This window comes from Sphingomonas adhaesiva, assembly GCF_002374855.1.
GTDB classification, from domain to species: domain Bacteria; phylum Pseudomonadota; class Alphaproteobacteria; order Sphingomonadales; family Sphingomonadaceae; genus Sphingomonas; species Sphingomonas adhaesiva.
In genome coordinates this window covers 21,788-46,095 of record NZ_NWVC01000010.1, presented here as the reverse complement: position 1 = coordinate 46,095, position 24,308 = coordinate 21,788, and the positions used below count along the sequence as shown (strand labels likewise).

Genomic DNA, 24,308 nt, shown 5'->3' with positions numbered 1-24,308 from the left:
GCGTCTATTCGGCCGGCGCGGCCGGCGCGTCCTGCCCGGTCAGCACCCAATGTTCGGCCGCGTCCATGTCGGCGAATATCCGAACGTTTGCGCCCAGCCGGCCGCCCAGCGCGCGGGTCAGCTGCATCCGCGCCAGCGACGATCCGATCACGAATCCCAGCCGCCGCGACCGAAAGGCCGGGTCGGCGAGCGTCGTGGTGAAGGCGCCGACTATGTCCTGCGACTGGATCATCATCTCGCGCAGGTCGGTCAGCGACAGATGCTCGTTGGGGCCGCACCGCAGCTGTCGGAACGCCGCGGCGCGCGCGTCGAGGTACCGGCCCATCGCCGCCGCATCGAAGAATCCGGTCAGCGTCGTCCGCACCAGATCGCGGTCGACGTCCACCGCCACGTGGAAGGTCGCGTCCATCGTCCCGCTGTGCCTGATCGTGGTTAATGGATGGTTGCCGACGCACGGCTTGCGCGCCGCGCACGCCGCCGATTAGACCAGCGACCCTGACCGATCGGAGGATGTCTTTCATGCGTTTGCGCCTTGTCGCCGGGTTGTTGCTGGCCACTTCCACGATCGCGGCGGCGCAGGACCGCGGCGCGCCCGCCGGCCGGCCCCAGAAGCCGGCGGAAAAGACCGCGGCCGACGCGCAGAAGGATGCGGTCGAGGCGGGCACCGCCGTCGCGCCCGTGGAGGAGCGCGAGGAACGATCGAAGGGCGCGGTGACGGTGGCGGGGCGGCGGCTGGCCTATACCGCCACCGCCGGCACGCTGACGCTGCGCGATACGGAGGGAAAGCCGACCGCGTCGATGTTCTACACCGCCTATACGCTCGACGGGACGAAGCCGGGGACGAAACGCCCGATCACCTTCTTCTATAACGGCGGGCCGGGCAGTCCGACCTTCTGGCTGCACATGGGGTCGTTCGCGCCGGTGCGGCTTCAGACCGGCAACCCCGAATTCATCCGCCCCGCGCCGTATGATTTCGGGCCGAACCCGTACACCCTGCTCGACAAGACCGACATGGTGTTCCTGGACGCGATCGGCGCGGGCTATTCGCGCCCGCTGGGCGACATGAAGCCGGCGGCCTTCTACGGCGTGGACGAGGATGCCGATGCCTTTGCCAGGGCGATCCTGCGCTACGCCACCAAGTTCGGGCGGTGGAACAGCCCGAAATTCCTGTTCGGCGAAAGCTATGGCACGCTGCGGTCGGGCGCACTGGCGTACCAGTTGCAGGATCGCGGCATGGCGCTGAACGGCGTGGTGCTGCTCAGCTCGATCATGAACTACGGCTATCGCCAGCCGGGGCTGGACCAGGTCTATCTCAACTATTTGCCCAGCTATGCCGCCACCGCTTGGTACCACAACCGCCTCGCCAACCGCCCGGCGGACGTCGCGACGGTGGTGCAGCAGGCGCGCGATTTCGCGACCGGGCCGTACATGTCGGCGCTGGCCAAGGGGCAGAACATCTCCGATGCGGAGCGCGACCAGGTGGCGGAGGGGATGAGCCGGCTGATCGGCCTGTCGCCCGATTTCATCAAGCGCGCGAACCTGCGCATCGACCTGCCGCGCTTCCAGAAGGAATTGCTGCGCGGCACGCGCCAGACGGTCGGCCGGTTCGATTCGCGCTACACCGGCACCGACAGCGATGCCGCCGGCGAGCGGCCGGAAACCGACGTGTCGTCGGATGCGATCTCGGGCGCGTTCATCGCCACGTTCAACGATTATACGACCCACACCCTGGGGTATAAGACCGACATGCCCTATCGCCTGTCGGCGCGCGACGCGGCGGGGTGGACGTGGAACTGGAAGCATGACGCCCCCAATCGCATGGGGCAGCAGAACAACCCCAATACCGCGATCGACCTGGCCGCGGCGATGCGCGCCAACCCCTATCTGCAGGTGCTGTCGATGAACGGCTGGTACGACATGGCGACGCCGTTCTTCGGGACGGAGAACGACCTGGGCCACATGATGCTGGAACCGGGGCAGCGCGCGAACCTGCGCTTCGTCTATTACCCCGCCGGGCACATGACGTACCTCAACCCGGAAGCGCTGGTGGCGATGAAGCGCGACCTGTCCGACTGGTACGACCGCGCGGTCGCGGTCGCCCGCTCGGGCACGCCGCCGGTGACGCCGACGGTCGCGGCGGCGGGACCGACGCCGAACTGACGGCCGGCGGCCCCAGTCGGTCGCCCCGCACCGCGTCGCCCCAGCGAAAGCTGGGGCCTCCCCGTGATGACCGGTGCGCTTAGCCGCAGGAGATCCCGGCTTCCGCCGGGATGACGTCAACGCGAACCGCTACGCCCCCTGCAACGCCTTCGCGCGCCGGCGCTGTACCGAACTGCCGATCCCCATCGCTTCGCGATATTTCGCCACCGTGCGCCGCGCGATGCCGAAGCCCTTGGCGTTCAGCATCTCCACCAGCGTATCGTCCGACAGGATCGTGTCGCCCTCGCCCGCGATCAGCGCGCGGATCGCGCTCTTGACCGCCTCCGCCGACACCGCATCGCCGCCGTCCGCGGCCTGGATCGCGGAGGTGAAGAAATATTTCAGCTCGAACAATCCGCGCGCGCAGCTGAGATATTTGTTGCTGGTCACGCGGCTGACGGTCGATTCGTGCATCTCGATCGCCTCGGCCACCTGCCGCAGCGTCAGCGGCCTGAGGTGCGCGACCCCCTTCAGAAAGAACGCCTCCTGCTGCTTCACGATCTCGGTCGCGACGCGGATGATCGTGCGCTGCCGCTGGTCCAGCGCCTTGACCAGCCAGTTGGCGCTGGCCAGCTTTTCCGCCAGCCACGCCTTGCTGCCCTTGTCCTGCGGCCCGGCCGACAATTCCCCGTAATAGCGCCGGTTGACCAGCACGCGCGGCAGCGTCGCGCTGTTCATCTCGATCGCCCAGCCGTCGCGCGTGCGCACCACCGTCAGGTCCGGGATGACCGGCATCGGCGTGTCGCCGCCGAACCGGCAGCCGGGCTTGGGATCATAGCCGCGCAATTCGCGGATCATGTCGGCCAGATCCTCGTCATCCACCCCGCACAGCCGCCTGAGCCGCGAAAGGTCGCCGCGCGCCAGCCAGTCGAGATTGTCGATCAGCCGCGCCATGCACGGATCGTAGCGATCCGCCTCGCGCGCCTGGATCGCCAGGCATTCGGCCAGGTCGCGCGCGCCCACGCCGGTCGGCTCGAACCGCTGGATGCCCGCCAGCACCGCCTCGATCCGCGACAGCGGCACGCCCAGCCGCCGCGCCACGTCGATCAGGTCGGCGCGCAGATAGCCGGCCTCGTCGATCTGGTCGATCAGCGCGCGCGCGATCATCAGGTCGGCCCCCGCGAAGGCCGCCCCCGCCTGCGCCAGCAACACGTCGGCCAGGCTTTCGCTGGTGTCGGCGAAACTGTCGAAATCGATCGCCTCGCCCGATGCCGATCCGCTGGCGGTCGCCCCGGCGGACGGGCCGGCATGGTCGCCCGGCCCGTCGTCGAAGCGTTCGGCGGCGATATCGACGTCCAGCGATTCGCCCGCGCCCTCGCCGGCCATCACCAGTTCGTCCGCGCCGGCCGGTTCCTCGCGCGCCGGGGCAGGCGCGTCGGCGGGGGCGGCGGCCGGGGCGTCGCCCGCGGCGGGCGCGGTTTCCAGCAGCGGGTTCTTCTCGATCTCCTCGGCGATCACCCCCTCGATTTCCAGGTTGGACAGCGTCAGCAGCTTGATCGCCTGCTGCAGCTGCGGCGTCATCACCAGCGATTGCGACTGGCGCAGGTCGAGGCGCGGCGCGAGCGTCATGCGGGGCGGCGGCGATCGGAGGCGAGGGGCCGGGCCATGGAAGCTACAGCGTGAAACTTTCGCCCAGGTACAGGCGGCGCACGTTCTCGTCGCGGACCAGTTCGTCCGGGCTGCCGGTGAACAGCACCTTGCCGTCGTAGATGATGTAGCCGCGGTCGACGATGTCCAGCGTCTCGCGCACATTGTGGTCGGTGATCAGCACGCCGATCCCGCGTTCCTTCAACTGGCACACCAGGTCGCGGATATCCGCGATCGAGATCGGGTCGATCCCCGCGAAGGGTTCGTCCAGCAGCATGATCGACGGGTCGGCGGCCAGCGCGCGCGCGATTTCCGCGCGCCGCCGCTCGCCGCCCGACAGCGCCATCGCGGGCGCATCGCGCAGCCGCGTCAGCCCGAATTCGCCCAGCAGCTTCTCCAGCTTCTCGGCGCGCGCCGCCGCATCCGGTTCGGCCAGTTCCAGCACGGTCAGGATGTTCTTCTCGATCGTCAGCCCGCGGAAGATCGACGTTTCCTGCGGCAGATAGCCCAGGCCCAGGATCGCGCGGCGATACATCGGCAGGCCGGTGATATCGTGCCCGTCCAGCATGATGCGGCCCGAATCGGGCTTCACCAGCCCCATCACCGAATAGAAACAAGTCGTCTTGCCCGCGCCGTTGGGGCCGAGCAGCCCGATCACCTCGCCGCGCCCGACCGATACCGACACGTCGGTCAGCACGACGCGCTTGTCATAGCTTTTGGCGATCGACACCACCTGCAGCCCGTCCGTCACGGGCGCCTCGTGGATCGCCTCGACCTGGTCGAGCGGGGTGGTCATCACATCCATCGGCGTTCGGCCTCGCGAAACAACGGGCGGCGACGTGCTGGCACGGCGCCTTGGCAGGATTCATGCATGATGGCGCGCGCGCGGCATAGCCCCGACGTGGCGCGGCGCGCCGACTTGCCGGTCAGTTGTTGCGTTTGGGCACCGCGAACGTGCCGGTGACGCGCCCGTTGGGGGCCGGCTGGACGCCGTTCGCGCCGCTGCCGCCGCCCGCCACCGACGATCCGTCGATCACCGCGCGCCCCGAATCGAGGTTGATGGTCAGCCGCCCGCCGTTCACCGTGCTGCCGCCCTGCGTCAGCCGCACCGCGCCCAGCATCGTGATGATCCGGCGGTTGAGGTCATAGACCGCGAACTGGCTGCGCGCGGTCTGGTCCGGGCGGATCACCGTCACCCCGCCGCTGGCGTCCATGCGCGAGATCTGCGGGTTCCCGCCCTCGATCTGCCCGGTGTAGGTCAGCACGATACGCTGCGCGCGCAGCGTCATTTCCGCCTGCTGGACCTGAACGTTGCCGGCGAAGACCGCGCGGTTGGCGCGATCCTGCAACTCGATATGGTCCGCCGCGACGTTGACCGGCGCGTTGGTATCGTGGCGCGTCTGCGCCGTGGCCGGCGCCGCAATGGCAAGCGCGAGCGCGAGGATCGGGAAAGCGGCGTGGCGCGACATGGCGGGCTATTTCGTCGCTCGCGGGTCGATCCGCAAGCGGGCATTGCCGTCCAGCCGCACGGTCCGCGATTCGAGGTCGGCGCGCATCGAATTGGCGCTGAACGTCCCCTGCCGCACCGTGCCGGTCACCGCGCCGGTCGATTGCAGCTGGCGCGTCTTCAGGTCGACGACCGCGTCCTGCGTGTCGAGCGCGTAATTGTTCGGTCCGCGCACCGCGATCGGGCCGTCCACCTTCACCTGTTCGGTGTCCATGTCGTAGCGGCCCGACGGCGCCTTCACCGTGGCGGGGCCGTCCGACAGGCGGATCGCGGCGGCCAGGTCCTGGATGCGCACGATCGGTTCGGCGGAGCTCTTCTGCACCGCGGAGCCGGCGTCCAGCTCGAACGGCTGCCCCTTGCCGTCGGTGCCGCGATAGCGCGCGGCCTCGATCTTCATCCGCTCCTTGGCCACCTCGACCTTGTTCTTGTCGAGCACGAACGACGATTCGCCGCCCATCGTCAGCGGGGCGAGCACCAGGAAGGCGGCCAGCACGCCGATCGACACCGGCAGCAGCCAGTTGGCGGTGGCGATCACATGGTCGTGCCGCCCGCCGGGCAGCGCCCAGCGTTGCCGCGCCGACCGCGATCGCACCGCGACGTCAGACATGCGCGAAGATGTCCGTTTCCGGCCAGCCGGCCAGATCCAGCTCGGCGCGCGCCGGCAGGAAATCGAAACATGCCTGTGCCAGCGCGGTGCGCCCCTCGCGCACCAGCCGGCGGTCCAGCTCCTCGCGCAGGCGGTGGAGGTAGCGCACGTCCGACGCGGCATAGTCGCGCTGCGCCTCCGACAGGTCCGGCCCGCCCCAGTCGGACGATTGCTGCTGCTTGGAAATGTCCTGCCCCAGCAGTTCGCGCACCAGTTCCTTCAACCCGTGGCGGTCGGTATAGGTGCGCACCAGCCGCGAGGCGATCTTGGTGCAATAGACCGGCGCGGCGACGACGCCCAGGTAATGGCGGATCGCGGCGATATCGAATCGGCCAAAATGATACAGCTTCACGCGCCCCGGATCGGCCAGGACCGCGCGCAGCACCGGCGCGGCATAATCGCTGCCCGGGCCGAACCGCACCAGATGCTCGTCGCCCAGCCCGTCGGACAGCTGGACCAGGCACAGCCGGTCGCGCGCGGTGATCAGCCCCATCGTCTCGGTATCCACCGCGATCGCGGCGCCGGGGGCGAACACGTCGCCCGGCAGGTCTTCTTCGTGAAAAAATACGGCCATGATCGCGCTCTAGCGGGGCCGGGCGCGCGGCTCAACGCTTCACGTCACCGGCGGCGCGATTGCGGCATGAGCGGGGCGGGGCCGGCACGACGTGCGATGAATTGTGCCCAAGTTGCGATCGTTGCGGACAAAATCGACATGCGGACACGAAAAGATGCGCAAAACGATTCGCCGCGCGTGATCGGATCGGCTATGGATGGGATGAGGCGCGATTGTCATCTGCGCCCGGGGAGCCGCGTTCGCCGTCCTGCGCGTGGCCTCGATGCAATCGTTCGGGCGGACCGGGAAGACGAACAGGGTTATGGGTTACGACAAGGGCGGCCGCGGCAATCGCGGCGGGCGTGGGCGCGACAAGCGCGATGGTTTCGGCGGCGGCAGTGACGATTTCGGCGGCGGTGGCGGCTTCGGCGGCGGCGGCTTCGGTTATGAGGACCGCGGCGGCTTCGGCGGCGGCGGCGGTGGTCGCGGCTTCGGCGGCGGCGGCGGTGGTTTCGGTGGCGGCGGCTTCGGCGGTGGCGGCGGCGGTGGTCGCGGCTTCGGCGGTGGTGGCGGCGGCGGTTTCGGCGGCGGTGGCCGCGGGATGCCCCCGCAGGTCGTCGGCGAAGGCACCGGCGTGGTCAAGTTCTTCAACGGCCAGAAGGGCTTCGGCTTCATCGTCCGCGACGACGGCGGTGAGGACGTGTTCGTCCACATCTCCGCCGTGGAGCAGGCCGGCCTGACCGGCCTGGCCGAGGGCCAGCCGCTCGGCTTCACCCTGGTCGATCGCGGCGGCCGCATCTCGGCCACCGATCTCAAGATCGACGGCGAGCCGATGGCGGTGCAGGAACGCGCCCCGCGTGACGGCGGCTTCGGCGGTGGCGATCGCGGCCCGCGCGCCGGCGGTGCCCCGCAGCGCCAGCTGACCGGTGAGAAGGCGACCGGCACGGTCAAGTTCTTCAACGCGATGAAGGGCTTCGGCTTCATTCAGCGCGACGACGGCCAGCCCGACGCGTTCGTCCACATCTCCGCCGTCGAGCGTGCGGGGATGCCGACCCTGAACGAAGGCGACCGCCTCAGCTTCGAAATCGAAGTCGATCGTCGCGGCAAGTATGCGGCGGTGAACCTCGAATCGGGCAGCTGATCGCTTCCTGACCGACGTTGATCGAACGACGGCCCGTCCGGCACCCGCCGGGCGGGCCGTTGTCGTTGGTGCGGTGACGATCGCAGGTACGCGGCGGTCTGGAAACGGTATCGCCGCCCGCGTGATGCGCCCCGTCATGCCGGACGTGTTCCGGCATCCATCGTGCCGCATGCGCACAGGTCAGCGAGGTCGCGTCACTGCGCCACCGAAACATTGCGACCGGCGCCGAACGTCCAACCGCCCCGCCCGCCGCCACCTCCCCGCGCCTCCACGCCTCCGCGCGAACACCCTTCTTCCCGGCGCCCCGCCCCAAAGTCGATGACGCGCCCCGCCATCCGCGGTAAGCCTGTCGCGATGACGCGCTGGTTCCTCCTCCCGCTCGTGGCGCTGGTCGCGCCTGCCTCCGCCGTACCGCAGGCCGCTGCCCCCGCGGCGCCCGCCGCCGCGGCCGCGCAGCGCCCGCCGCTGATCGTCCCCACCGTCGTCGCGCGCTACCCGCACGATGCCGCGGCCTTCACCGAAGGGCTGATCTGGAACGGCGGGCAGCTGGTCGAAAGTGTCGGTCTGGAGGGGCAGTCGGACGTGCGCCGCGTCGACCTGGCCACCGGCAAGGTCACCGCGCGCGCGACGATCCCCGCGGCGCAGTTCGGCGAAGGGCTGGCGGCGTGGAAGGGGCAATTGGTCAGCCTGACATGGCATGACGGCATCGCTCACCGCTGGGCCGCGCCCACGCTGAAGCGGCTGGGCATGCTGCGCTATGCGGGCGAGGGCTGGGGGCTGGCGAGCGATGCCACCGGCCTGGTCCGGTCGGACGGCAGCGCGACGCTGACCTTCCACGATCCCGCGACGCTGGCGGTACGCCGTACGGTGTCGGTGACGCTTGCCGGTCGCCCGCTGACCCAGCTCAACGAACTGGAGGTGGTCGGCGGCGCGATCCTCGCCAATGTCTGGCACCAGCCGTTCATCGTCCGCATCGACCCCGCATCGGGGCGCGTCACCGGCGTCATCGACCTGCGCGCGATCGTCGCGGAGGTCGGCGCGACCGATCCGGAGGCGGTCGCCAACGGCATCGCCTGGGACGCGGACGAGCGCCGGCTGTTCGTCACGGGCAAACGCTGGCCCACCGTCTTCGAGATCCGCCTGCCGCGGTAGCGCGGGAACGGGCGTGCCCGCGCCCATCGGGGCACCGGTGCCTTGATGTGGCCCGGGCGAACCGTGACCATATCCAAACCGTGCGCCGACGGTCCCGCCATTAACTCTCCGTCATGCCGGACTCGTTCCGGCATCCACCGCCCCGCGCAACTGTCAGCCGTTGATCGTGCGGAACCCTGGATGCCGGAACAAGTCCGGCATGACGGAATGAGCGCCACCCCGCGCCCACCAAAAAAGACCCGGTACGTCGCCGTACCGGGTCGAGGTGTGTCCGCAGGAGGAACCTGGTGAGCGGTGGCGGGCCGTCCCGCCGCCGCAATCTCGTCAACTGTTGTAGGCGCGCTCGCCATGCTCGCCGAGGTCGAGGCCTTCGCGCTCGACCTCCGCACTGACGCGCAGCCCGGTCAGCGCCTTGGCGGCATAGGTGGCGATCACGGTGCCGATCGTCGCCCATACGATGGTGGTGACCACCGCGATGACCTGCGTGGTCAGCTGCGATCCGATCGCGAAGTCCGGCTTGCCCGGCCCGCCCAGCGACGGGGCGTAGACGATCGCGGTGCCGACCGCGCCGATCATGCCGCCGATGCCGTGGACGCCGAAGGCGTCGAGCGCATCGTCATAGCCCAGCTTCGGCTTGAGCACCGACACGGCGTAGAAGCAGATCACCGAGGCGACCGCGCCCAGCACGATCGCGCCGAACGGGCCGGAATTGCCCGCCGCCGGGGTGACCGCGACCAGTCCGGCGACGATGCCCGAGCAGAAGCCCAGTGCCGATCCCTTGTGGCCGTTCAGCCGTTCCGCCAGCATCCAGAACAGCCCGCCCGCCGCGGTCGCGACGAAGGTGTTGATCATCGCCAGCGCCGCCGATCCGTTGGCCTCCAGCGCCGAACCGGCGTTGAACCCGAACCAGCCGACCCACAGCAGGCCGGTGCCCACACCGGTCATCGTCAGCGAGTGCGGCACGATCCGCTCGGTCGGATAACCGATGCGCTTGCCCAGGATCAGCGAGGCGACCAGCGCCGACACGCCGGCGTTGATGTGCACCACGGTGCCGCCCGCGAAGTCCAGCGCACCCATCTTGAAGAACAGGCCGCCCGATGCCCACACCATGTGCGCGATCGGGAAATAGACGATCGTGAGCCAGATGGCGCCGAACACCATCACCGCGGAAAATTTCATCCGCTCCACGACCGATCCCAGCACCAGCGCGACGGTGATCGCGGCGAAGGTCATCTGGAAACAGACGAAGACATATTCGGGGATCGCGACCCCGGCGGTGAAGGTGGCGGCGACCGAATCCGGGGTGATCCCCTTCAGGAACGCCTTGCCGAAGCCGGAGATGAAGTCGTTGCCGCCGTCGCCGAAGGCCATGGTATAGCCGTACATCACCCAGATCAGCATCGCGAGGCACGCGACCGCACCGATCTGCGTCATCGTCGACAGCATGTTCTTCGCGCGGGTAAGCCCGCCGTAGAACAGCGCCAGCCCCGGCACGATCATCATCAGCACCAGCACGGTGGACGTCATCATCCACGCGGTGTCGCCCTTGTTGACGGTCGGTGCGGCGGCGGCGGCCTGCGCGAGCGCCGGGCTGGCGGCCAGCGCGCCGAGCGCCAGCATCGCGCCCCCGCCGATCGTCTTCTTCGATATCGTCATTGTCACCCCCCTCAGAGTGCGGTGTCGTCGGTTTCGCCGGTGCGGATGCGCACCGCCTGTCCGACGTCCAGGACGAAGATCTTGCCGTCGCCGATGGCGCCGGTGTTGGCCGATGCCTGCACCGCTTCCACGACGCGATCGGCGATGTCGGAGGCGCAGACGACCTCGATCTTGATCTTGGGCACCATGTTCGTGCTGTATTCGGCACCGCGGTATATTTCGGTCTGGCCCTTCTGCCGGCCGAACCCCTTGACCTCGGATACCGTCATCCCGGCCACGCCGATCGTGGTGAGCGCTTCGCGCACCTCGTCCAGCTTGAACGGTTTGATGATGGCTATGACCAGCTTCATCGCGCCCCCTTCCGAATAACCCGGAACAGGGCATCGCAAGCCGCGTGCCAATCGCCGCCACGGCGCGCGGCAGGGCCATTCACGCGCCGGCGGGCGTTAACGGAACGTAAAAATTATGCAGCGCCGCGAAGCTGCCCGTTTTTTAGGCAGTGCCAGCTATCACCTGCGCGGCGGCCAGGTCATCCTCGTCCACCATCACCCGTACCGGGATCAGCAGCCAGCTGCCGTCGGCGATCGACGCGCCGCCGTCGAAGGCGAGCGCGGGGATCCCGTCCGCCTCCAGCCGCGATACCAGGATGTTCGCCAGGTTGCGGTCGTACCGCCCCAGTTCCACCAGCGCCATCAGGCCGCGGCCGTCATGCGGGCGCCCGCGTCGGGTTGCGCACCGGCAGGCCGTCGATGCTGGTCGTGCGCACCGCATATTTGGCGAAGCGCGTCGCATCGCCGTTGGCGGTGTGATATTTGCTCAGCGTCGTGCGCTCGCGCTCGAACGCCATGTACGGCACGCCCCAGCCGCACGACGTCTGCACCTGCTCCACCGCGATCACGAAGATCTGCCGCGTGCCCGGCAGCAGCGTGAAATGCGCGGCCAGTTCCGCCCATTCGTCGTCCTGCGGCAGCACCGGGCGCCCGCGGCCATAGATGCGGAAGATCAGCGCCGGATTGTCGAAGGCGCAGAACATGATCGTGATCCGCCCGTCCGCGATCAGATGCGCATTGGTCTCGTTCCCCGAACCCGCGACGTCCAGATAGGCGACGGTGCGATCGTCCAGCACGCGGAAACTGTCCATCCCCTTGGGGCTGAGGTTGATCCGCGCATCCGCCGCGGCGGTGGCGACGAAGAACACCGGCTGCTTCGCGACGAACGCGCGGTGATCGGCGGTGAGGGCGGGGAAGAACTCGGCCATCGTGCGCTCCATTGACGCGCATGGATCATGCGCATAGCTTGGGGCGCATGAAGCATGAAATTCTCGATGCGGGCAAGCCGAAACGCCGATCGGTCAACCTGTCGCTCGACACCGGCATCGTGGCCGCCGCGCGCGAGGCCGGGCTGAACCTGTCGCAGATCAGCGAGGATGCGATCCGTCGCGCCACCAAGGTCGAACAGGAGCGACGCTGGCGGGAACAGAACCGACCGGCCGTCGACGCCTGGAGCCGATGGTACGAACAGAACGGTCACCCGCTGGAACGGCACAAGGCGTGGTGAGGGCGCCGTTCGATGTTTATCGGCTTCCCGACGCAACGCTGGTGGTAGACGTCCAGTCGCCGCTCGCCTCGGTTCATGCGACGCGCTTCGTCATTCCACTGCTGCCCCTTGGCGACGCCACGCCGCCGATCCCGCGACTCAACCCGAAGGTCAGCATGGACGGGCAGCCATGGGTTCTGGCCACGCATTTCGCGACCACGGTCGACAACCGCATTCTCACACACCCCGTTGGGTCCGTGGCCGATCAGGAATGGGTCATCAAGGGCGCGCTCGACTTCCTGGTCAACGGGTTCTGACCGCCTAGCCCGCCGCGGTCCCGCCCACCGTCAGCCCGCCGACCAGCAGCGTCGGCTGCCCGACGCCGGCGGGCACGCTCTGTCCGCCCTTGCCGCACACGCCGATCCCCTCGTCCAGCGCCATGTCGTTGCCGATGCCCTGCACGCGCGTCAGCACGCTCGGCCCGTCGCCGATCAGCGTCGCGCCCTTGATCGGCGCGCCCAGCCTGCCGTCCTCGATCAGATACGCCTCGGTGCAGGAGAAGACGAACTTGCCCGACACGATATCCACCTGCCCGCCGCCGAACGATTTGGCGAAGATGCCCTTCTTCACGCGCGACAGCAGCTCGGCGGGATCGTCCTGACCGCCCTTCATGAAGGTGTTGGTCATCCGCGGCATCGGCGCATGGGCATAGCTTTCGCGGCGGCCGTTGCCGGTCGGCTCCACCCCCATCAGCCGGGCGTTGAGCCGGTCCTGCATATAGCCCTTCAGGAAGCCGTCCTCGATCAGGATCGTCTCGCGCGTGGGCGTGCCCTCGTCGTCGATGGTCAGGCTGCCGCGGCGATCCGCGATCGCGCCGTCGTCCACCACGGTCAGGCCGCGCGCCGCCACCTGCTCGCCGATCCGGCCGGAGAAGGCCGACGTGCCCTTGCGGTTGAAATCGCCCTCCAGCCCGTGGCCGATCGCCTCGTGCAGCAGCACGCCGGGCCAGCCCGGGCCGAGCAGCACGGTCATCTCGCCCGCGGGCGCGGCGACCGATTCCAGGTTCACCAGCGCCTGCGCCAGCGCCTCGTCGATCGCGCGGTTCCAGGTCGCCGGCTCGAACAACCGGTCGTAGAGGTAGCGCCCGCCGATCCCGAACGTCCCCGTCTCGCGCCGCCCGTTCGCCTCCGCCACGATCGACACGTTCAGCCGCACCAGCGGACGCACGTCGGTGGCGACGAAGCCGTCGGGGCGCACCACCTCCACCACGCTCCACGTGCCCGACAGCGATACCGACACCTGCGCCACGCGCGGATCGCGCGCGCGCGCGGCGGCGTCGATCGTCTGGCACAGGTTCACCTTGTCGGCGAAGGGGATCAGGTCGAGCGGATCGGCATCGGTATACAGGCGATGGTTGGTGCGCGCGGGCGGCGCGGCCCGGGTCGCGCCCGACGGGTCGATCAGCGCCATCGTCTCGCCCGCGCGGCGGATCGCGGCCTCCGACAGCTCGTTGGCGTGCGCGAAGGCGGTCATCTCGCCCGATACCGCGCGCAGCCCGAACCCGGCGTTGGTGTCGTAGCTGGCGGTCTTCAGCCGCCCGTCGTCGAACCCGAACGCCTCCGCGCGGCGATATTGCAGGAACAGCTCGCCGTCATCGGCCTTTGCCAGCACGTCGGCGGTGACGCGCAGCGCGTTGTCGGGATCGAGCGTGTCGCGGTACAGGAAGGAGCGGGGGTCGGTCATCGCGCCAAGATAGGCGCGCGCGTCCCCCGATACTACTGCGGGCTTGCTACTGCGGGCTGGCGCCTTCGGAAATGTCGGGCAGGCGGCTGTGGTCGGCGCCGTCGGCGGGGCCGCCGATCAGCACGAAGCGCCGGTCGCAATAGCCGCAGTCGATATAGCCATGCTCGTCAATCTGCAGCCACACGCGCGGATGGCCCAGCGCCGCGCCGCCGGGAATGTCGCTCGCCCCGTCGCAGGCGATGCGGGTCTGGGAAACGCGGACGATTTCGGGCGGCGGCAACATGGGGCGATGCGTTAGCAAGCCGCGCGCGATGCGACAATTCCTTTCGCCGCAAGGATTGGATTCGCGCCGCCGCGGGCGTAATCCCCGCGCATGACCGATGCCGCCATCTCGATCCGCGACCTGTGCAAGACCTACGCCGGGGTGAAGGGCGGCGCACCGAAACGCGCGCTGGACGGCGTTTCGTTCGACGTGCAGCGCGGCAGCATCTTCGGGCTGCTCGGCCCCAATGGCGCTGGCAAGTCGACGCTGATCAACATCCTGGCCGGGCTGGTCAACAAGACCAACGGCAGCGCGACGATCTGGGGCTTCGACATCGACGAACACCCGCGCAACGCCAAGGCGTCGATCGGCATCGTCAACCAGGAGATCCTGTTCGACCCGTTCTTCACCCCCGTCGAGACGCTGGAGATCCAGGCCGGCCTGTACGGCGTGCCCAAGAAGGAGCGCCGTTCGATGGAACTGCTGCGCGCGGTCCATCTGGAGGACAAGGCGAAGGCCTATGCCCGCACGCTGTCGGGCGGCATGAAGCGGCGGCTGATGGTGGCCAAGGCGATGGTCCATTCCCCGCCCGTGCTGGTGCTGGACGAACCGACCGCGGGCGTCGACATCGAACTGCGCCAGCAATTGTGGAGCTATGTGCGCAGCCTCAACGACGCGGGCGTCACGGTGGTGCTGACCACGCATTACCTGGAGGAGGCCGAGGAACTGTGCGATCGCATCGCGATCATCAACCACGGCCGCGTCATCGCCAACGAACCGACCGCCGAACTGGTCGGCAAGGCGCAGGAGAAGATCGTCGCGGTCACTGTCGACCGTGACGTCGCCGCGCTGCCGCGCTCGACCTGTTTCGAGAAGATCGTGCTGAAGGGCGCGCGCACGCTGGAGATCACCTATTCCAAGGACCGGGTGAACGCCGGCGAGGTGCTGGGCGCGGTGCAGGCCGAGGGGTTCGGGATCGTCGACGTCTCCACCAAGGAAGCCGATCTGGAGGACGTGTTCCTCAACCTGACCCGCGCCGCCAACGCGGGCTGATCCCGCCGGCCCGTCGCAGGCCATGTCCCGGCGAGGGCCGGAATCCAGGGCGCGGCGCGCCGACGCCCGTCACGACCCGCAATCCTTCGCTTCTCCCTGCGCCGGCGCACAACGCGCCCGCACCCCCTGTCCCACGCCCCCCGATCTGTGCCACATGATCGTCATGCCCCGCCCGATCCCCGCCGCGATACCCCGCGATCGTCTCAACATTCGCAACATTCGCGGGGGCGCGCGATGACCGACAGCGACGTGCTGATCGTCGGTTCGGGCGCCGCGGGCCTCACCGCCGCGCTCAACCTGGCGGATCGTTTCCGCGTCACCGTGCTGGCCAAGGGCGCGCTCAACGAAGGGTCGACCGCCTGGGCGCAGGGCGGAATCGCCGCGGTGCTGGAACCGGGCGACACGTTCGACAACCATGTCGACGATACGATGGTCGCGGGCGCCGGCCTCAACGACCGCGCGGTGGTGGAGATGGTGGTGGAACGCGCCCCCGCCGCGATCCGCCGGTTGCAGGAACTGGGCGTCCCCTTCGCCGAGGAAGGCGGCGCGCTGCACCTGACGCGCGAGGGCGGGCATTCGCACCGCCGCATCGTCCATGTCGCCGATGCCACCGGCTGGGCGGTGCAGGAGGCGCTGCAACGCGCGGCGGAGGCGCATCCCAACATCACGCTGGTGCCCGATCAGGTCGCGATCGACCTGGCGACCAGCCGGCACGAGCAACGCTATTCCGGCGCGGGCAACGTGTGGGGCGTCTATGCGATCGACCGGCAGAGCGGGCGCGTCGCGCTGCACACCGCGCGCGCCACGGTGCTGGCCACCGGGGGCGCGGGGCGCACCTATCTGTTTTCCACCGCGCCGCGCGGCGCGACGGGGGACGGGATCGCGATGGCGTGGCGTGCGGGCGCGCGCGTCGCGAACATGGAATTCATGCAATTCCACCCCACCTGCCTCTATCATCTGGAGGTCAAGAATTTCCTGATCACCGAGGCGGTGCGCGGTGAGGGCGGGCGGCTGATCAACCCTGTCACCGGCAAGCGGTTCATGCCCTATTACGACGAACGGCTGGAACTGGCGCCGCGCGACGTGGTGGCGCGCGCGATCGACGCGGAGATCAAGCGCTACGGCCTCGATTACGTCCATCTCGACATCAGCCACCAGCCGGCCGACTTCGTCCGCGGGCATTTCCCGAACATCTACGACAAGCTGCTGGGGCTGGGCATCGACATGACGGTGGCGCCGATCCCGGTGGTGCCGGCGCAGCATTATACCTGCGGCGGGATCATGGTGGACCAGGACGGGCGTACCGACCTGCCCGGCCTCTATGCCGCCGGGGAATGTACCGAAAGCGGGCTGCACGGCGCCAATCGCCTAGCCAGCAACTCCCTGCTGGAATGTTTCGTGTTCGGCGAGGCGGCGGCGCGCCACATCGCCGCGCATTGGGATGCGCTGCCCGCCGTCCCCTCGATCCGCCCGTGGGACGAAAGCCGCGTGACCGATTCCGACGAGGAAGTGGTCATCAAGCAGAACTGGACCGAAATCCGCCGCTTCATGTGGAATTACGTCGGCATCGTGCGCACCACCAAGCGGCTGGAGCGCGCGAAGCACCGCATCGACCTGCTGCGTTCGGAGATCGAGGATTATTACGGCCATTTCCGCGTCACGCCGGACCTGATCGAGCTGCGCAACCTGCTCCAGACCGCCGACCTCATCGTCCGCTCGGCGCTGCACCGCAGGGAAAGCCGCGGGCTGCACTATACGCTCGACTATCCGCAGCTGGTCGATCCGCCGGTCGATACGGTGCTGGTGCCGTGACGCGCGCGCCGCGATCGGTATCGGAATCAACGGCTTGATCGCCGGCGACCGACCGGTCGCGACTCGTCGCACGTCCGGGGGCGGTCGTCGCACCGGCACGCCCGCCGGGATTGCCACGCCCGCCACCCCCGCCGAAGGCTCCGGCTCGGCAGGGGTAGGCGTACACGACATGAACAGCAGGACTTTCGGACGCCGCGCGATCATGATCGGCTGGTCGCTGCTGATCGCCGGATGCGGCGCGGGCGCCGGCTCCGCGCTGATCCCCGCGCCGCCGCCCGCGCCGCTGGTGTCGATCCCGCTGCCCCCGCCGCCGGTGCAGACCCGCCCGTCGCTGCCGCCGCGCGCGTTGCAGGCGCGCGTCGCCGAACTGGTCCGCGCCTTCCCCGGAAAGGCGGGGGCGGCGATCCGCTCGGTCGATGACGGCTGGGTGGTGGGGCAGGGTGGCGACCTGTCGCTGCCGCAGCAGAGCGTCAGCAAATTGTGGGTCGCGATGACCGTGCTGGCGCAGCGCGACGCCGGACGGCTGAAGCTGGACGATCCGGTGCTGGTGTCCCGCGACGACCTGACGCTGTTCCACCAGCCGATCGCCTCGCTGGTGAAGGGCGAGGGATATCGCACCACGCTGTCCGGGTTGCTGACGCGCGCGCTGACGCAGAGCGACAATACCGCCAACGACCGGCTGCTGACCTATGTCGGCGGCCCCACGGCGGTGCGGCGTTTCCTGGCCTCGAAGGAGTTGACCGGCATCCGCTTCGGTCCGGGCGAGCGCCTGTTGCAGAGCGGCACCGCCGGGCTGACGTGGAACCAGTCGATGGCGCTGGGCCGCGGGTTCGAGGCGGCGCGCGCCCGGCTGGCGCCGGCGGTGCGGCAGGCAGCGCTGCAACGCTATATCGACAATCCGCCCGACGGCGCGTCGCCCAACGGCATCACCGCCGCGCTGGCGCGGCTGGCGCGCGGCGAATTGCTGACCGAGACGTCGACGCGCATCCTGCTCGACACGATGGCCGCCTCGCGCACCGGCCACGCCCGGCTGCGCGCGGCGACGCCGACGGGGTGGCAGCTGGCGCACAAGACCGGCACCGGGCAGGAACTGGGCCGCCGCAACGCCGGCTTCAACGATGTCGGGCTGCTGACCGCTCCCGACGGGCGGCGCTATGCCATCGCGGTGATGATCGGCGACACCACCGCGCCGATGCGCGACCGCCAGAAACTGATCCAGGACGTTTGCGCCGCGCTGACCGGCGCGCAGCCGCGCGGCGGCGCGGCCGAGGTGGACGAGCGGCTCGAATAGCTTGGCGGTTTCGCCCGCGCGCGAATCGCTTTAGGGCAGGGCCATGCCGCACCTCTACCTCGTCGACGGATCGGGCTACATCTTCCGTGCCTATCACCGTCTGCCCCCGCTCACCAACAAGCATGGCGAGCCGGTCGGCGCGGTCTATGGCTATACCGCGATGCTGTGGAAACTGGCCGACCAGGTCCACAAGGCGGACGGGCCGACGCACATGGCGGTGGTGCTGGACAAGTCGAGCAAGACGTTCCGCAACGACCTGTACGACCAGTACAAGGCGCATCGCCCGCCCCCGCCGGAGGATCTGGTCCCGCAATTCCCGATGATCCGCGACGCCACCCGCGCGTTCAGCCTGCCGTGCATCGAGACGGAGGGGCTGGAGGCGGACGATATCATCGCCTGCTACACCAACGCCGCGCTGGCGGAAGGCTGGCAGGTGACGATCGTCAGTTCCGACAAGGATCTGATGCAGCTGATGACCGATCCGTCGGTCGACATGCTCGACACGATGAACAACCGCACCCTCGGCCCCGATTACGTGGTCGAGAAGTTCGGCGTCGGCCCCGAGAAGCTGGGCGACGTGCTGGCGCTGATGGGCGACAGCGTCGACAACGTCCCCGGCGTGCCCGGCGTCGGGCCGAAGACCGCGGCCAAGCTGATCACCGAACATGGCAATCTGGAAGCGGTGCTCGCCGCCGCGCCCGACATGAAGAAGGGCAAGCTGCGCGACAACCTGATCGAACATGCCGACAATGCGCGGCTGTCGAAGGTGCTGGTGACGCTGAAGTGCGACGCGCCGCTGCCGCAGCCGCTTGACGAACTGGCGTTGCAGGGGATCCCCGACGCGCCGCTGCGCGCCTTTCTGGAGCATCACGGGTTCCGCACCTTGCTGTCGCGGCTGGGCCAGGTCGCCGACGCGCCGGTCGCCGAGCCGGCCGGCGTGCCGCAGGAGGAAGACCCGCCGTGCAACCACGACGGCTATGAAACCGTGGTGGACGAGGCCGCGCTGGACCGCTGGATCGCGGTCGCGCGGCACCAGGGGTGGGTGGCGGTCGACACCGAGACGACGGGCAAGGATCCGATGGCGGCCGATCTGGTCGGCATCTCGCTCGCGCTCCATCCCAATCTGGCCTGCTACATCCCGCTGGCGCATGGCGGCACCGACATGTTCGCCGAAAAGCCGGCGCAGCTGGACGCCGCGGTCGCGCTGGCCAAGCTGAAGCCGCTGCTGGAGGACGGCAGCGTCCTCAAGATCGGGCACAACCTGAAATATGACATGATCGTGCTGGCGCGCGCCTATGCCGCGACCGGGGGCGTCACGCTGGCCCCCTATGACGACACGATCGTGATGAGCTTCGCGCTCGACGCCGGGCTGCACGGCCACGGCATGGACGAACTGGCCGCGACGCACCTGTCGCACAGCTGCATCGCGTACAAGGACGTGGTGGGCACGGGCAAGAAGGCGCTCGGCTTCCGCGAAGTCGATCTGAAGGCGGCGACCCGCTATGCGGCGGAGGATGCCGATGTCACGCTGCGGCTGTGGCGGCGGTTCGGCCCGCGCCTGCCGGTGGAAAGCGCGACGCGCGTCTACCAGATGGTCGACCGCCCGTTGGTCGCGGTGGTCGCGCGGATGGAGCAGCGCGGGGTCAAGGTCGACCGCGAGCGGCTGGCGCAGCTGTCGGGCGACTTTTCCGGCCAGATCGCGACGCTGGAGACGGTCGTCCACGATCTTGCCGGCGGGCCGTTCACGATCGGCAGCCCCAAGCAGCTGGGCGACGTCCTGTTCGAGCGCATGGGCCTGAAGGGCGGACGCAAGGGCAAGAGCGGCGTCTATTCCACCGACGTGACCGAGCTGGAGCGGCTGTCGGCCGACAAGGATTCGCCCGGTGCGGCGATCGCGACCAAGGTGCTGGAATGGCGCCAGCTGACCAAGCTGAAGAACACCTATACCGACGCGCTGCAGGAACAGATCAACCCCGCCACGGGGCGCGTCCACACCAGCTATTCGCTGACCGGCGCGCAGACCGGGCGATTGTCGTCGACCGACCCCAATCTTCAGAACATCCCGATCCGTACCGAGGTGGGACGGCAGATCCGCGACGCCTTCGTCGCGGAGCCGGGCAACGTCATCCTGGCCGCCGACTATTCGCAGATCGAGCTGCGGCTGGCCGCGCACATGGCCGACGTGCCGCAGCTGAAGGAAGCGTTCGCGCGCGGCGACGACATCCACAGCCTGACCGCGCAGGAGCTGTTCGGCGAGGTGACGCGCGACACCCGCGCCAGCGCCAAGACGATCAACTTCGCGATCCTCTACGGCATCAGTCGCTGGGGACTGGCGGGGCGGCTGGATATTTCGGCGGACGAGGCGCAGTCGATGATCGACCGCTATTTCGATCGCTTCCCGGGCATCAACCGCTACATCGCCGAAACGCTGACCCAGGTGCGTGAACGCGGCTACACCACCACGTTGTTCGGCCGGAAGACGCATTTCCCGCGCATCCGCAGCAAGGTGCAGCACGAACGCCAGGGCGCCGAGCGCGCCGCGATCAACGCGCCGATCCAGGGCACCAGCGCCGATATCATTAAGCGGGCGATGCTGCGGATGGAACCGGCGCTGGCCGAGGCGGGGCTGCACGACGTGCGAATGCTGTTGCAGGTGCACGACGAACTGGTGTTCGAACTGCCCGAAGGCGATGTGGAGGCGGCGCGCGCGGTGATCGCGCGGGTGATGGCGGCCGCCGCCGAACCGGCGGTGACGCTGGACGTGCCGCTGGGCGTGGAGATCGGGGTCGGCGCCAGCTGGGGGGCGGCACATTGACCGCGCAGCTTGGCAGCGGGCTGCTGCCCGCTGACTCGAGCAAGCGCGGCCGGCGGGCAACGCCCGTCCGACGACGCGGCTTTGCCGCGGCGCGGCCTCGATTTGCCCTCGCGCGTCCTCGTCCACAGGCGCACGGGCCGGCAGGCGGCGCATGACCGGGCAGAGCGAGGACATCGCCGCCCTCGCCAAGGGGGGCCGCACCAACGTCGCGGGCTTCGTGCTGCGGCTGGGCGCGCGCATCCCGTTCCTGTTCATCGCCGGCCACATGTACGGCGCGGAACTGGTCGGGCGGTTCGCGATCGCGGTCGTCGTGGTGGAGTTTGCGGCGCTGCTCGCGACGCTGGGGCTGAAGCGCGGGCTGGCGCAGGCGCTGTCCTCGACGCAGCGCCCGCACAATCATGTGGTCTTCGACGCGCTGGCGCTCGCCACGATCGCCAGCCTGCTGGCCAGTGCCGTGCTGTTCGCCTTTCCACAGGCGATGTACCCCAATTCGGCGATCGGTGGGCTGGACCGGTTCTTCCCGCTCATCATCCTGGCCCCCGCGCTGTCCGACGTCAGCCTCGCCGCGCTCGCCTATCGCCACAATGTGAAGGCCAGCGTCACCGCGCGCGCGGTGATCGAGCCGTGGACGCTGTCGATCTTCGCGTTCATCTTCTCGTTCTTCACGCACAAGGACGGGCTGGTGCTGGCCTATGTCGCCAGCATGGTCGCCGCACTGACCGCCAGCATCGTGCCGCTGATCCGCAGCTATGGCGTGCCGCACGGATGGTCGCCGCATGTCGGGCCATTGTGGCAGATGACGCGTGCGAACACGCCGCTGGCGGGCGCGGACGCGCTGGAATGGGGCAGCCGTAACGTCGACCGGCTGATCCTGGGCACACTGTTCCCGCCCAGCGTGGTCGGCATCTATTACATGGCGCAACAGGTCGCGAGCCTGCCGCAGAAGCTGAAGACCAGCTTCGACCCGATCCTGGGCCCGGTCGTGACGCAGAGCCTAGCGCGCGGCGACCTGGCGGCGATCGCGCGGCAGGTGCGGCAGGTGGCGTTCTGGATCATCGCCGCGCAACTGGCGCTGGCGATCACCGCGTCGATCCCGCGCGAAGGGGTGATGGCGACGATCGGGCCGCAGTTCGTCAGCGGCGCGGCGGCGATGGTGTTCCTGCTGTTCGCGGAGGTCTTCGCCTCGACCGGCGCGGTATCCGAATCGGCGCTGGTCTATATGGCGCGGCACCGCAACCTGCTGGTGTCGATGACGATGCTGGCGCTGCAGATCGCGCTGTCGTTCGCACTGATCCTGGTGCTGCGCGCGGCGGGCTATGGTGTGACGGTGCAGGCGGCGGGCGCGCCGGTCGCGCTGATGCTGGTGCTGCTGCTTACCTCGTTCATCAAGGCGTGGATGCTGGGGCGGCTGCTGGGCAGCAGCGTGTCGCCGATGCGCTGGCCGCTGGTCTGGGCGGCGTGCGCGGGGGCGCTGGTCGGCGGGGCTTTCGCGCTGCTGCCGCCGGGCTGGCGCTGGGCGCAGGTGTCGATCGGGGTGGCCGCGACGCTGGCCGCGTATCTGTTCGTGATCTGGCGCTACGCCTTCGGCCCGGAGGACCGCGCATTGTTCAGCAAGATGCCGAGCGCGGAGGAAGCCACGATCCCTAACGAGGGCGGGTTCATCCGCTGAACGCAGCACGGGGTCGTCGCCCCTGCCTGGGCCGGGGCGACGGCGCCGATTTGCGATCAGTGCCGGAAATGGCGCATCCCGGTGAAGATCATCGCGAGCCCGGCTTCGTCGGCGGCGGCGATGACATCGGCATCGCGGATCGACCCGCCCGGCTGGATCACCGCGGTCGCCCCGGCCTCCACCGCCGCCAGCAGCCCGTCGGCGAACGGGAAGAAGGCATCGCTGGCCACCGCCGATCCGATCGTGCGCGGCGCGTCCCACCCGGCCTTGTCGGCGGCGTCCTTCGCCTTCCACGCGGCGATGCGTGCCGATTCCAGGCGGTTCATCTGCCCCGCGCCGACGCCCGCGGTCGCGCCGTCCTTGGCATAGACGATCGCGTTCGACTTGACGTGCTTGGCCACCGTCCAGGCGAACAGGCAGTCGGCCAGTTCCTGCTCGGTCGGCTGGCGCTGCGTCACCACCTTCAGATCGGACAGGCCGATCCGCCCGGCATCGCGCGACTGCACCAGCCAGCCGCCCGCGATCGTCTTCGCGGTCAGCCCGGCGCGCGCCGGATCGGGTAGTTCGCCGGTCAGCAGCAGGCGCAGGTTCTTCTTCGCCGCGAACAATGCGATCGCTTCCTCATCGGCGTCGGGCGCGACCACCACCTCGGTGAAGATGCCGGTGATCGCCTCCGCGGTGGCGCGGTCGAGCGGGCGGTTGACCGCGATGATCCCGCCGAACGCGCTGACCGTGTCGCAGGCAAACGCGGCCCGATACGCCTCGGTCAGCGTCGCGCCGGTCGCGACGCCGCACGGATTGGCGTGCTTGACGATGACGCAGGCCGGATCGCCGTCGCGAAATTCGCTGACCAGTTCCAGCGCCGCATCGGCGTCGTTGTAATTGTTGTAGCTCAGCGCCTTGCCCTGCACCTGCCGCGCCTGGCCGATCCCGCGCGCCTGCGTCCCCGCGGCGGCGTAGAAGGCGGCGTGCTGGTGCGGATTCTCGCCATAGCGCAGCTCCGGCCCGGCGCGCTTCAGCACGAACGGCAGCGTATCGGGGAAGGTCAGCCCCTGGTCGGCGAAGGCGAACCAGCTGGCGATCGCCGCGTCATATTCGGCGGTCAGCGCGAACGCCTTGGCCGCCAGCCGCTTGCGATCGGCCAGCGTCGTCTCGCCCGAAATGACCAGCGGATAGTCGGCCGGATCGGTGACGATCGCGACATAGGCGTGGTTCTTCGCCGCCGAACGCACCATCGACGGGCCGCCGATGTCGATATTTTCGACCACCTCGTCGCGCCCGGCGCCCTTCGCCACCGTCTGCTGGAAGGGGTAGAGGTTGACGACGACCAGATCGATCGCGCCGATCCCGTGCTCCTCCATCGACGCGGCATGGGCGGCATCGTCGCGCACCGCCAGCAGCCCGCCGTGCACCTTGGGGTGCAGCGTCTTGACGCGCCCGTCCATCATCTCCGGAAAGCCGGTCACGTCGGAAATGTCGCGCACCGGCAGGCCCGCGTCGCGCAGCGTCTTCGCCGTGCCGCCGGTGGAGATCAGGTCGACGCCATTGGCCGCCAGCGCGGTGGCGAGTTCGACGATGCCGCTCTTGTCGGATACCGACAGGAGCGCGCGACGGATGGGGAGGGTGGTCGTCATCCGCGCGCGGATAGGCGCTGGGGCCGGATCGCTCAACCCATTAGCGGACCGC

Annotated in this window: 23 protein-coding genes; 10 read left to right on the top strand and 13 right to left on the bottom strand. The window is 69.1% G+C overall.

Annotated features, from left to right (window positions below; translation table 11 throughout):
- Window positions 1-4: 4 nt before the first annotated feature.
- The gene (locus COA07_RS15650; protein WP_066711324.1) at window positions 5-409 is read right to left on the bottom strand and encodes a hypothetical protein; all 405 of its coding nucleotides are present in this window, start codon (window positions 407-409) and stop codon (window positions 5-7) included.
- Between the two features lie 110 nt (window positions 410-519).
- On the opposite strand from COA07_RS15650, the gene COA07_RS15645 reads away from it, so the two are divergent.
- Window positions 520-2,160, top strand: a complete 1,641-nt coding sequence (locus COA07_RS15645) for a S10 family peptidase (protein ID WP_245842202.1) — start codon at window positions 520-522, stop codon at window positions 2,158-2,160.
- A gap of 129 nt (window positions 2,161-2,289) precedes the next feature.
- Here the strand turns inward: COA07_RS15645 and rpoN are convergent, their stop codons facing one another.
- From rpoN to COA07_RS15620, 5 genes are all read right to left on the bottom strand, one after another.
- The gene (rpoN, locus tag COA07_RS15640; protein WP_096641327.1) at window positions 2,290-3,768 is read right to left on the bottom strand and encodes an RNA polymerase factor sigma-54; all 1,479 of its coding nucleotides are present in this window, start codon (window positions 3,766-3,768) and stop codon (window positions 2,290-2,292) included.
- 43 nt (window positions 3,769-3,811) lie between these two features.
- Window positions 3,812-4,582, bottom strand: a complete 771-nt coding sequence (gene lptB / locus COA07_RS15635; RefSeq protein WP_096641333.1) for an LPS export ABC transporter ATP-binding protein — start codon at window positions 4,580-4,582, stop codon at window positions 3,812-3,814.
- Between the two features lie 130 nt (window positions 4,583-4,712).
- On the bottom strand, window positions 4,713-5,255 hold the full coding sequence (locus COA07_RS15630) for an LptA/OstA family protein (protein WP_066712697.1): 543 nt from the start codon (window positions 5,253-5,255) through the stop codon (window positions 4,713-4,715).
- 6 nt (window positions 5,256-5,261) lie between these two features.
- Window positions 5,262-5,900, bottom strand: coding sequence for an LPS export ABC transporter periplasmic protein LptC (gene lptC / locus COA07_RS15625; RefSeq protein ID WP_066712694.1), 639 nt, complete (start codon window positions 5,898-5,900; stop codon window positions 5,262-5,264).
- Window positions 5,893-6,513 (bottom strand): ribonuclease D, encoded by a 621-nt coding sequence (locus tag COA07_RS15620; RefSeq protein ID WP_066712691.1) that lies wholly within the window; start codon window positions 6,511-6,513, stop codon window positions 5,893-5,895. The genes lptC and COA07_RS15620 overlap by 8 nt, the downstream gene beginning before the upstream one ends.
- Window positions 6,514-6,814: 301 nt before the next feature.
- On the opposite strand from COA07_RS15620, the gene COA07_RS18735 reads away from it, so the two are divergent.
- Window positions 6,815-7,633 carry a cold-shock protein gene (locus COA07_RS18735; RefSeq protein ID WP_066712688.1) on the top strand — a complete coding sequence of 273 codons (819 nt, stop codon included), beginning with the start codon at window positions 6,815-6,817 and terminating at the stop codon, window positions 7,631-7,633.
- Between the two features lie 354 nt (window positions 7,634-7,987).
- Window positions 7,988-8,785, top strand: coding sequence for a glutaminyl-peptide cyclotransferase (locus COA07_RS15610; protein WP_096641326.1), 798 nt, complete (start codon window positions 7,988-7,990; stop codon window positions 8,783-8,785).
- A gap of 324 nt (window positions 8,786-9,109) precedes the next feature.
- Here the strand turns inward: COA07_RS15610 and COA07_RS15605 are convergent, their stop codons facing one another.
- The 4 genes from COA07_RS15605 to COA07_RS15590 form a co-directional block, all read right to left on the bottom strand.
- Complete coding sequence (locus tag COA07_RS15605) at window positions 9,110-10,441, bottom strand: ammonium transporter (protein ID WP_096641325.1); 1,332 nt, start codon at window positions 10,439-10,441, stop codon at window positions 9,110-9,112.
- A gap of 11 nt (window positions 10,442-10,452) precedes the next feature.
- Window positions 10,453-10,791, bottom strand: coding sequence for a P-II family nitrogen regulator (locus COA07_RS15600; RefSeq protein WP_066485802.1), 339 nt, complete (start codon window positions 10,789-10,791; stop codon window positions 10,453-10,455).
- Between the two features lie 142 nt (window positions 10,792-10,933).
- Window positions 10,934-11,134, bottom strand: coding sequence for a putative signal transducing protein (locus tag COA07_RS15595; protein WP_066711854.1), 201 nt, complete (start codon window positions 11,132-11,134; stop codon window positions 10,934-10,936).
- 13 nt (window positions 11,135-11,147) lie between these two features.
- Window positions 11,148-11,699 carry a pyridoxamine 5'-phosphate oxidase family protein gene (locus COA07_RS15590; protein WP_066711860.1) on the bottom strand — a complete coding sequence of 184 codons (552 nt, stop codon included), beginning with the start codon at window positions 11,697-11,699 and terminating at the stop codon, window positions 11,148-11,150.
- A gap of 47 nt (window positions 11,700-11,746) precedes the next feature.
- On the opposite strand from COA07_RS15590, the gene COA07_RS15585 reads away from it, so the two are divergent.
- Window positions 11,747-11,998, top strand: a complete 252-nt coding sequence (locus tag COA07_RS15585; RefSeq protein ID WP_066711861.1) for a type II toxin-antitoxin system CcdA family antitoxin — start codon at window positions 11,747-11,749, stop codon at window positions 11,996-11,998.
- A complete protein-coding gene (locus tag COA07_RS15580) occupies window positions 11,995-12,294 on the top strand; it encodes a CcdB family protein (RefSeq protein ID WP_245842201.1) in 300 nt (99 codons plus the stop codon). The genes COA07_RS15585 and COA07_RS15580 overlap by 4 nt, the downstream gene beginning before the upstream one ends.
- A 4-nt stretch (window positions 12,295-12,298) precedes the next feature.
- Here the strand turns inward: COA07_RS15580 and tldD are convergent, their stop codons facing one another.
- Both tldD and COA07_RS15570 read right to left on the bottom strand, forming a co-directional pair.
- Window positions 12,299-13,720 (bottom strand): metalloprotease TldD, encoded by a 1,422-nt coding sequence (tldD, locus tag COA07_RS15575; RefSeq protein ID WP_066711856.1) that lies wholly within the window; start codon window positions 13,718-13,720, stop codon window positions 12,299-12,301.
- 46 nt (window positions 13,721-13,766) lie between these two features.
- Window positions 13,767-14,003 carry a zinc-finger domain-containing protein gene (locus tag COA07_RS15570; protein WP_066711857.1) on the bottom strand — a complete coding sequence of 79 codons (237 nt, stop codon included), beginning with the start codon at window positions 14,001-14,003 and terminating at the stop codon, window positions 13,767-13,769.
- Window positions 14,004-14,093: 90 nt separating this feature from the next.
- On the opposite strand from COA07_RS15570, the gene COA07_RS15565 reads away from it, so the two are divergent.
- The 5 genes from COA07_RS15565 to COA07_RS15545 all read left to right on the top strand — a co-directional run bounded on the left by COA07_RS15565 (window position 14,094) and on the right by COA07_RS15545 (window position 22,622).
- Window positions 14,094-15,035: an ABC transporter ATP-binding protein gene (locus COA07_RS15565; protein ID WP_066711858.1), complete on the top strand. Its 942-nt coding sequence runs from the start codon at window positions 14,094-14,096 to the stop codon at window positions 15,033-15,035.
- A gap of 234 nt (window positions 15,036-15,269) precedes the next feature.
- Entirely contained in the window at window positions 15,270-16,847 is a 1,578-nt protein-coding gene (nadB, locus tag COA07_RS15560) for an L-aspartate oxidase (protein WP_066711859.1), read from the top strand.
- Between the two features lie 169 nt (window positions 16,848-17,016).
- Window positions 17,017-18,138 carry a serine hydrolase gene (locus tag COA07_RS15555; RefSeq protein ID WP_245842200.1) on the top strand — a complete coding sequence of 374 codons (1,122 nt, stop codon included), beginning with the start codon at window positions 17,017-17,019 and terminating at the stop codon, window positions 18,136-18,138.
- Between the two features lie 43 nt (window positions 18,139-18,181).
- The gene (polA, locus tag COA07_RS15550) at window positions 18,182-20,953 is read left to right on the top strand and encodes a DNA polymerase I (RefSeq protein ID WP_066711644.1); all 2,772 of its coding nucleotides are present in this window, start codon (window positions 18,182-18,184) and stop codon (window positions 20,951-20,953) included.
- A gap of 151 nt (window positions 20,954-21,104) precedes the next feature.
- Entirely contained in the window at window positions 21,105-22,622 is a 1,518-nt protein-coding gene (locus COA07_RS15545; RefSeq protein WP_066711643.1) for a lipopolysaccharide biosynthesis protein, read from the top strand.
- Window positions 22,623-22,678: 56 nt separating this feature from the next.
- Here the strand turns inward: COA07_RS15545 and purH are convergent, their stop codons facing one another.
- Window positions 22,679-24,256: a bifunctional phosphoribosylaminoimidazolecarboxamide formyltransferase/IMP cyclohydrolase gene (gene purH / locus COA07_RS15540; RefSeq protein WP_066711642.1), complete on the bottom strand. Its 1,578-nt coding sequence runs from the start codon at window positions 24,254-24,256 to the stop codon at window positions 22,679-22,681.
- Window positions 24,257-24,308 lie beyond the last annotated feature (52 nt).

Bases quoted from the DNA above. Each gene is read 5' to 3' on its own strand.
- COA07_RS15585 (WP_066711861.1), top strand. From the start codon at position 11,747: ATGAAGCATGAAATTCTCGATGCGGGCAAGCCGAAACGCCGATCGGTC.
- COA07_RS15605 (WP_096641325.1), bottom strand. From the start codon at position 10,441: ATGACGATATCGAAGAAGACGATCGGCGGGGGCGCGATGCTGGCGCTC.
- COA07_RS15620 (WP_066712691.1), bottom strand. From the start codon at position 6,513: ATGGCCGTATTTTTTCACGAAGAAGACCTGCCGGGCGACGTGTTCGCC.
- COA07_RS15600 (WP_066485802.1), bottom strand. From the start codon at position 10,791: ATGAAGCTGGTCATAGCCATCATCAAACCGTTCAAGCTGGACGAGGTG.
- COA07_RS15590 (WP_066711860.1), bottom strand. From the start codon at position 11,699: ATGGCCGAGTTCTTCCCCGCCCTCACCGCCGATCACCGCGCGTTCGTC.
- COA07_RS15565 (WP_066711858.1), top strand. From the start codon at position 14,094: ATGACCGATGCCGCCATCTCGATCCGCGACCTGTGCAAGACCTACGCC.
- purH (WP_066711642.1), bottom strand. From the start codon at position 24,256: ATGACGACCACCCTCCCCATCCGTCGCGCGCTCCTGTCGGTATCCGAC.
- tldD (WP_066711856.1), bottom strand. From the start codon at position 13,720: ATGACCGACCCCCGCTCCTTCCTGTACCGCGACACGCTCGATCCCGAC.
- lptC (WP_066712694.1), bottom strand. From the start codon at position 5,900: ATGTCTGACGTCGCGGTGCGATCGCGGTCGGCGCGGCAACGCTGGGCG.
- COA07_RS15595 (WP_066711854.1), bottom strand. From the start codon at position 11,134: ATGGCGCTGGTGGAACTGGGGCGGTACGACCGCAACCTGGCGAACATC.
- COA07_RS15545 (WP_066711643.1), top strand. From the start codon at position 21,105: ATGACCGGGCAGAGCGAGGACATCGCCGCCCTCGCCAAGGGGGGCCGC.
- lptB (WP_096641333.1), bottom strand. From the start codon at position 4,582: ATGACCACCCCGCTCGACCAGGTCGAGGCGATCCACGAGGCGCCCGTG.
- nadB (WP_066711859.1), top strand. From the start codon at position 15,270: ATGACCGACAGCGACGTGCTGATCGTCGGTTCGGGCGCCGCGGGCCTC.
- COA07_RS15555 (WP_245842200.1), top strand. From the start codon at position 17,017: ATGAACAGCAGGACTTTCGGACGCCGCGCGATCATGATCGGCTGGTCG.
- polA (WP_066711644.1), top strand. From the start codon at position 18,182: ATGCCGCACCTCTACCTCGTCGACGGATCGGGCTACATCTTCCGTGCC.
- COA07_RS15570 (WP_066711857.1), bottom strand. From the start codon at position 14,003: ATGTTGCCGCCGCCCGAAATCGTCCGCGTTTCCCAGACCCGCATCGCC.
- COA07_RS15610 (WP_096641326.1), top strand. From the start codon at position 7,988: ATGACGCGCTGGTTCCTCCTCCCGCTCGTGGCGCTGGTCGCGCCTGCC.
- COA07_RS15645 (WP_245842202.1), top strand. From the start codon at position 520: ATGCGTTTGCGCCTTGTCGCCGGGTTGTTGCTGGCCACTTCCACGATC.
- rpoN (WP_096641327.1), bottom strand. From the start codon at position 3,768: ATGACGCTCGCGCCGCGCCTCGACCTGCGCCAGTCGCAATCGCTGGTG.
- COA07_RS18735 (WP_066712688.1), top strand. From the start codon at position 6,815: ATGGGTTACGACAAGGGCGGCCGCGGCAATCGCGGCGGGCGTGGGCGC.
- COA07_RS15630 (WP_066712697.1), bottom strand. From the start codon at position 5,255: ATGTCGCGCCACGCCGCTTTCCCGATCCTCGCGCTCGCGCTTGCCATT.
- COA07_RS15650 (WP_066711324.1), bottom strand. From the start codon at position 409: ATGGACGCGACCTTCCACGTGGCGGTGGACGTCGACCGCGATCTGGTG.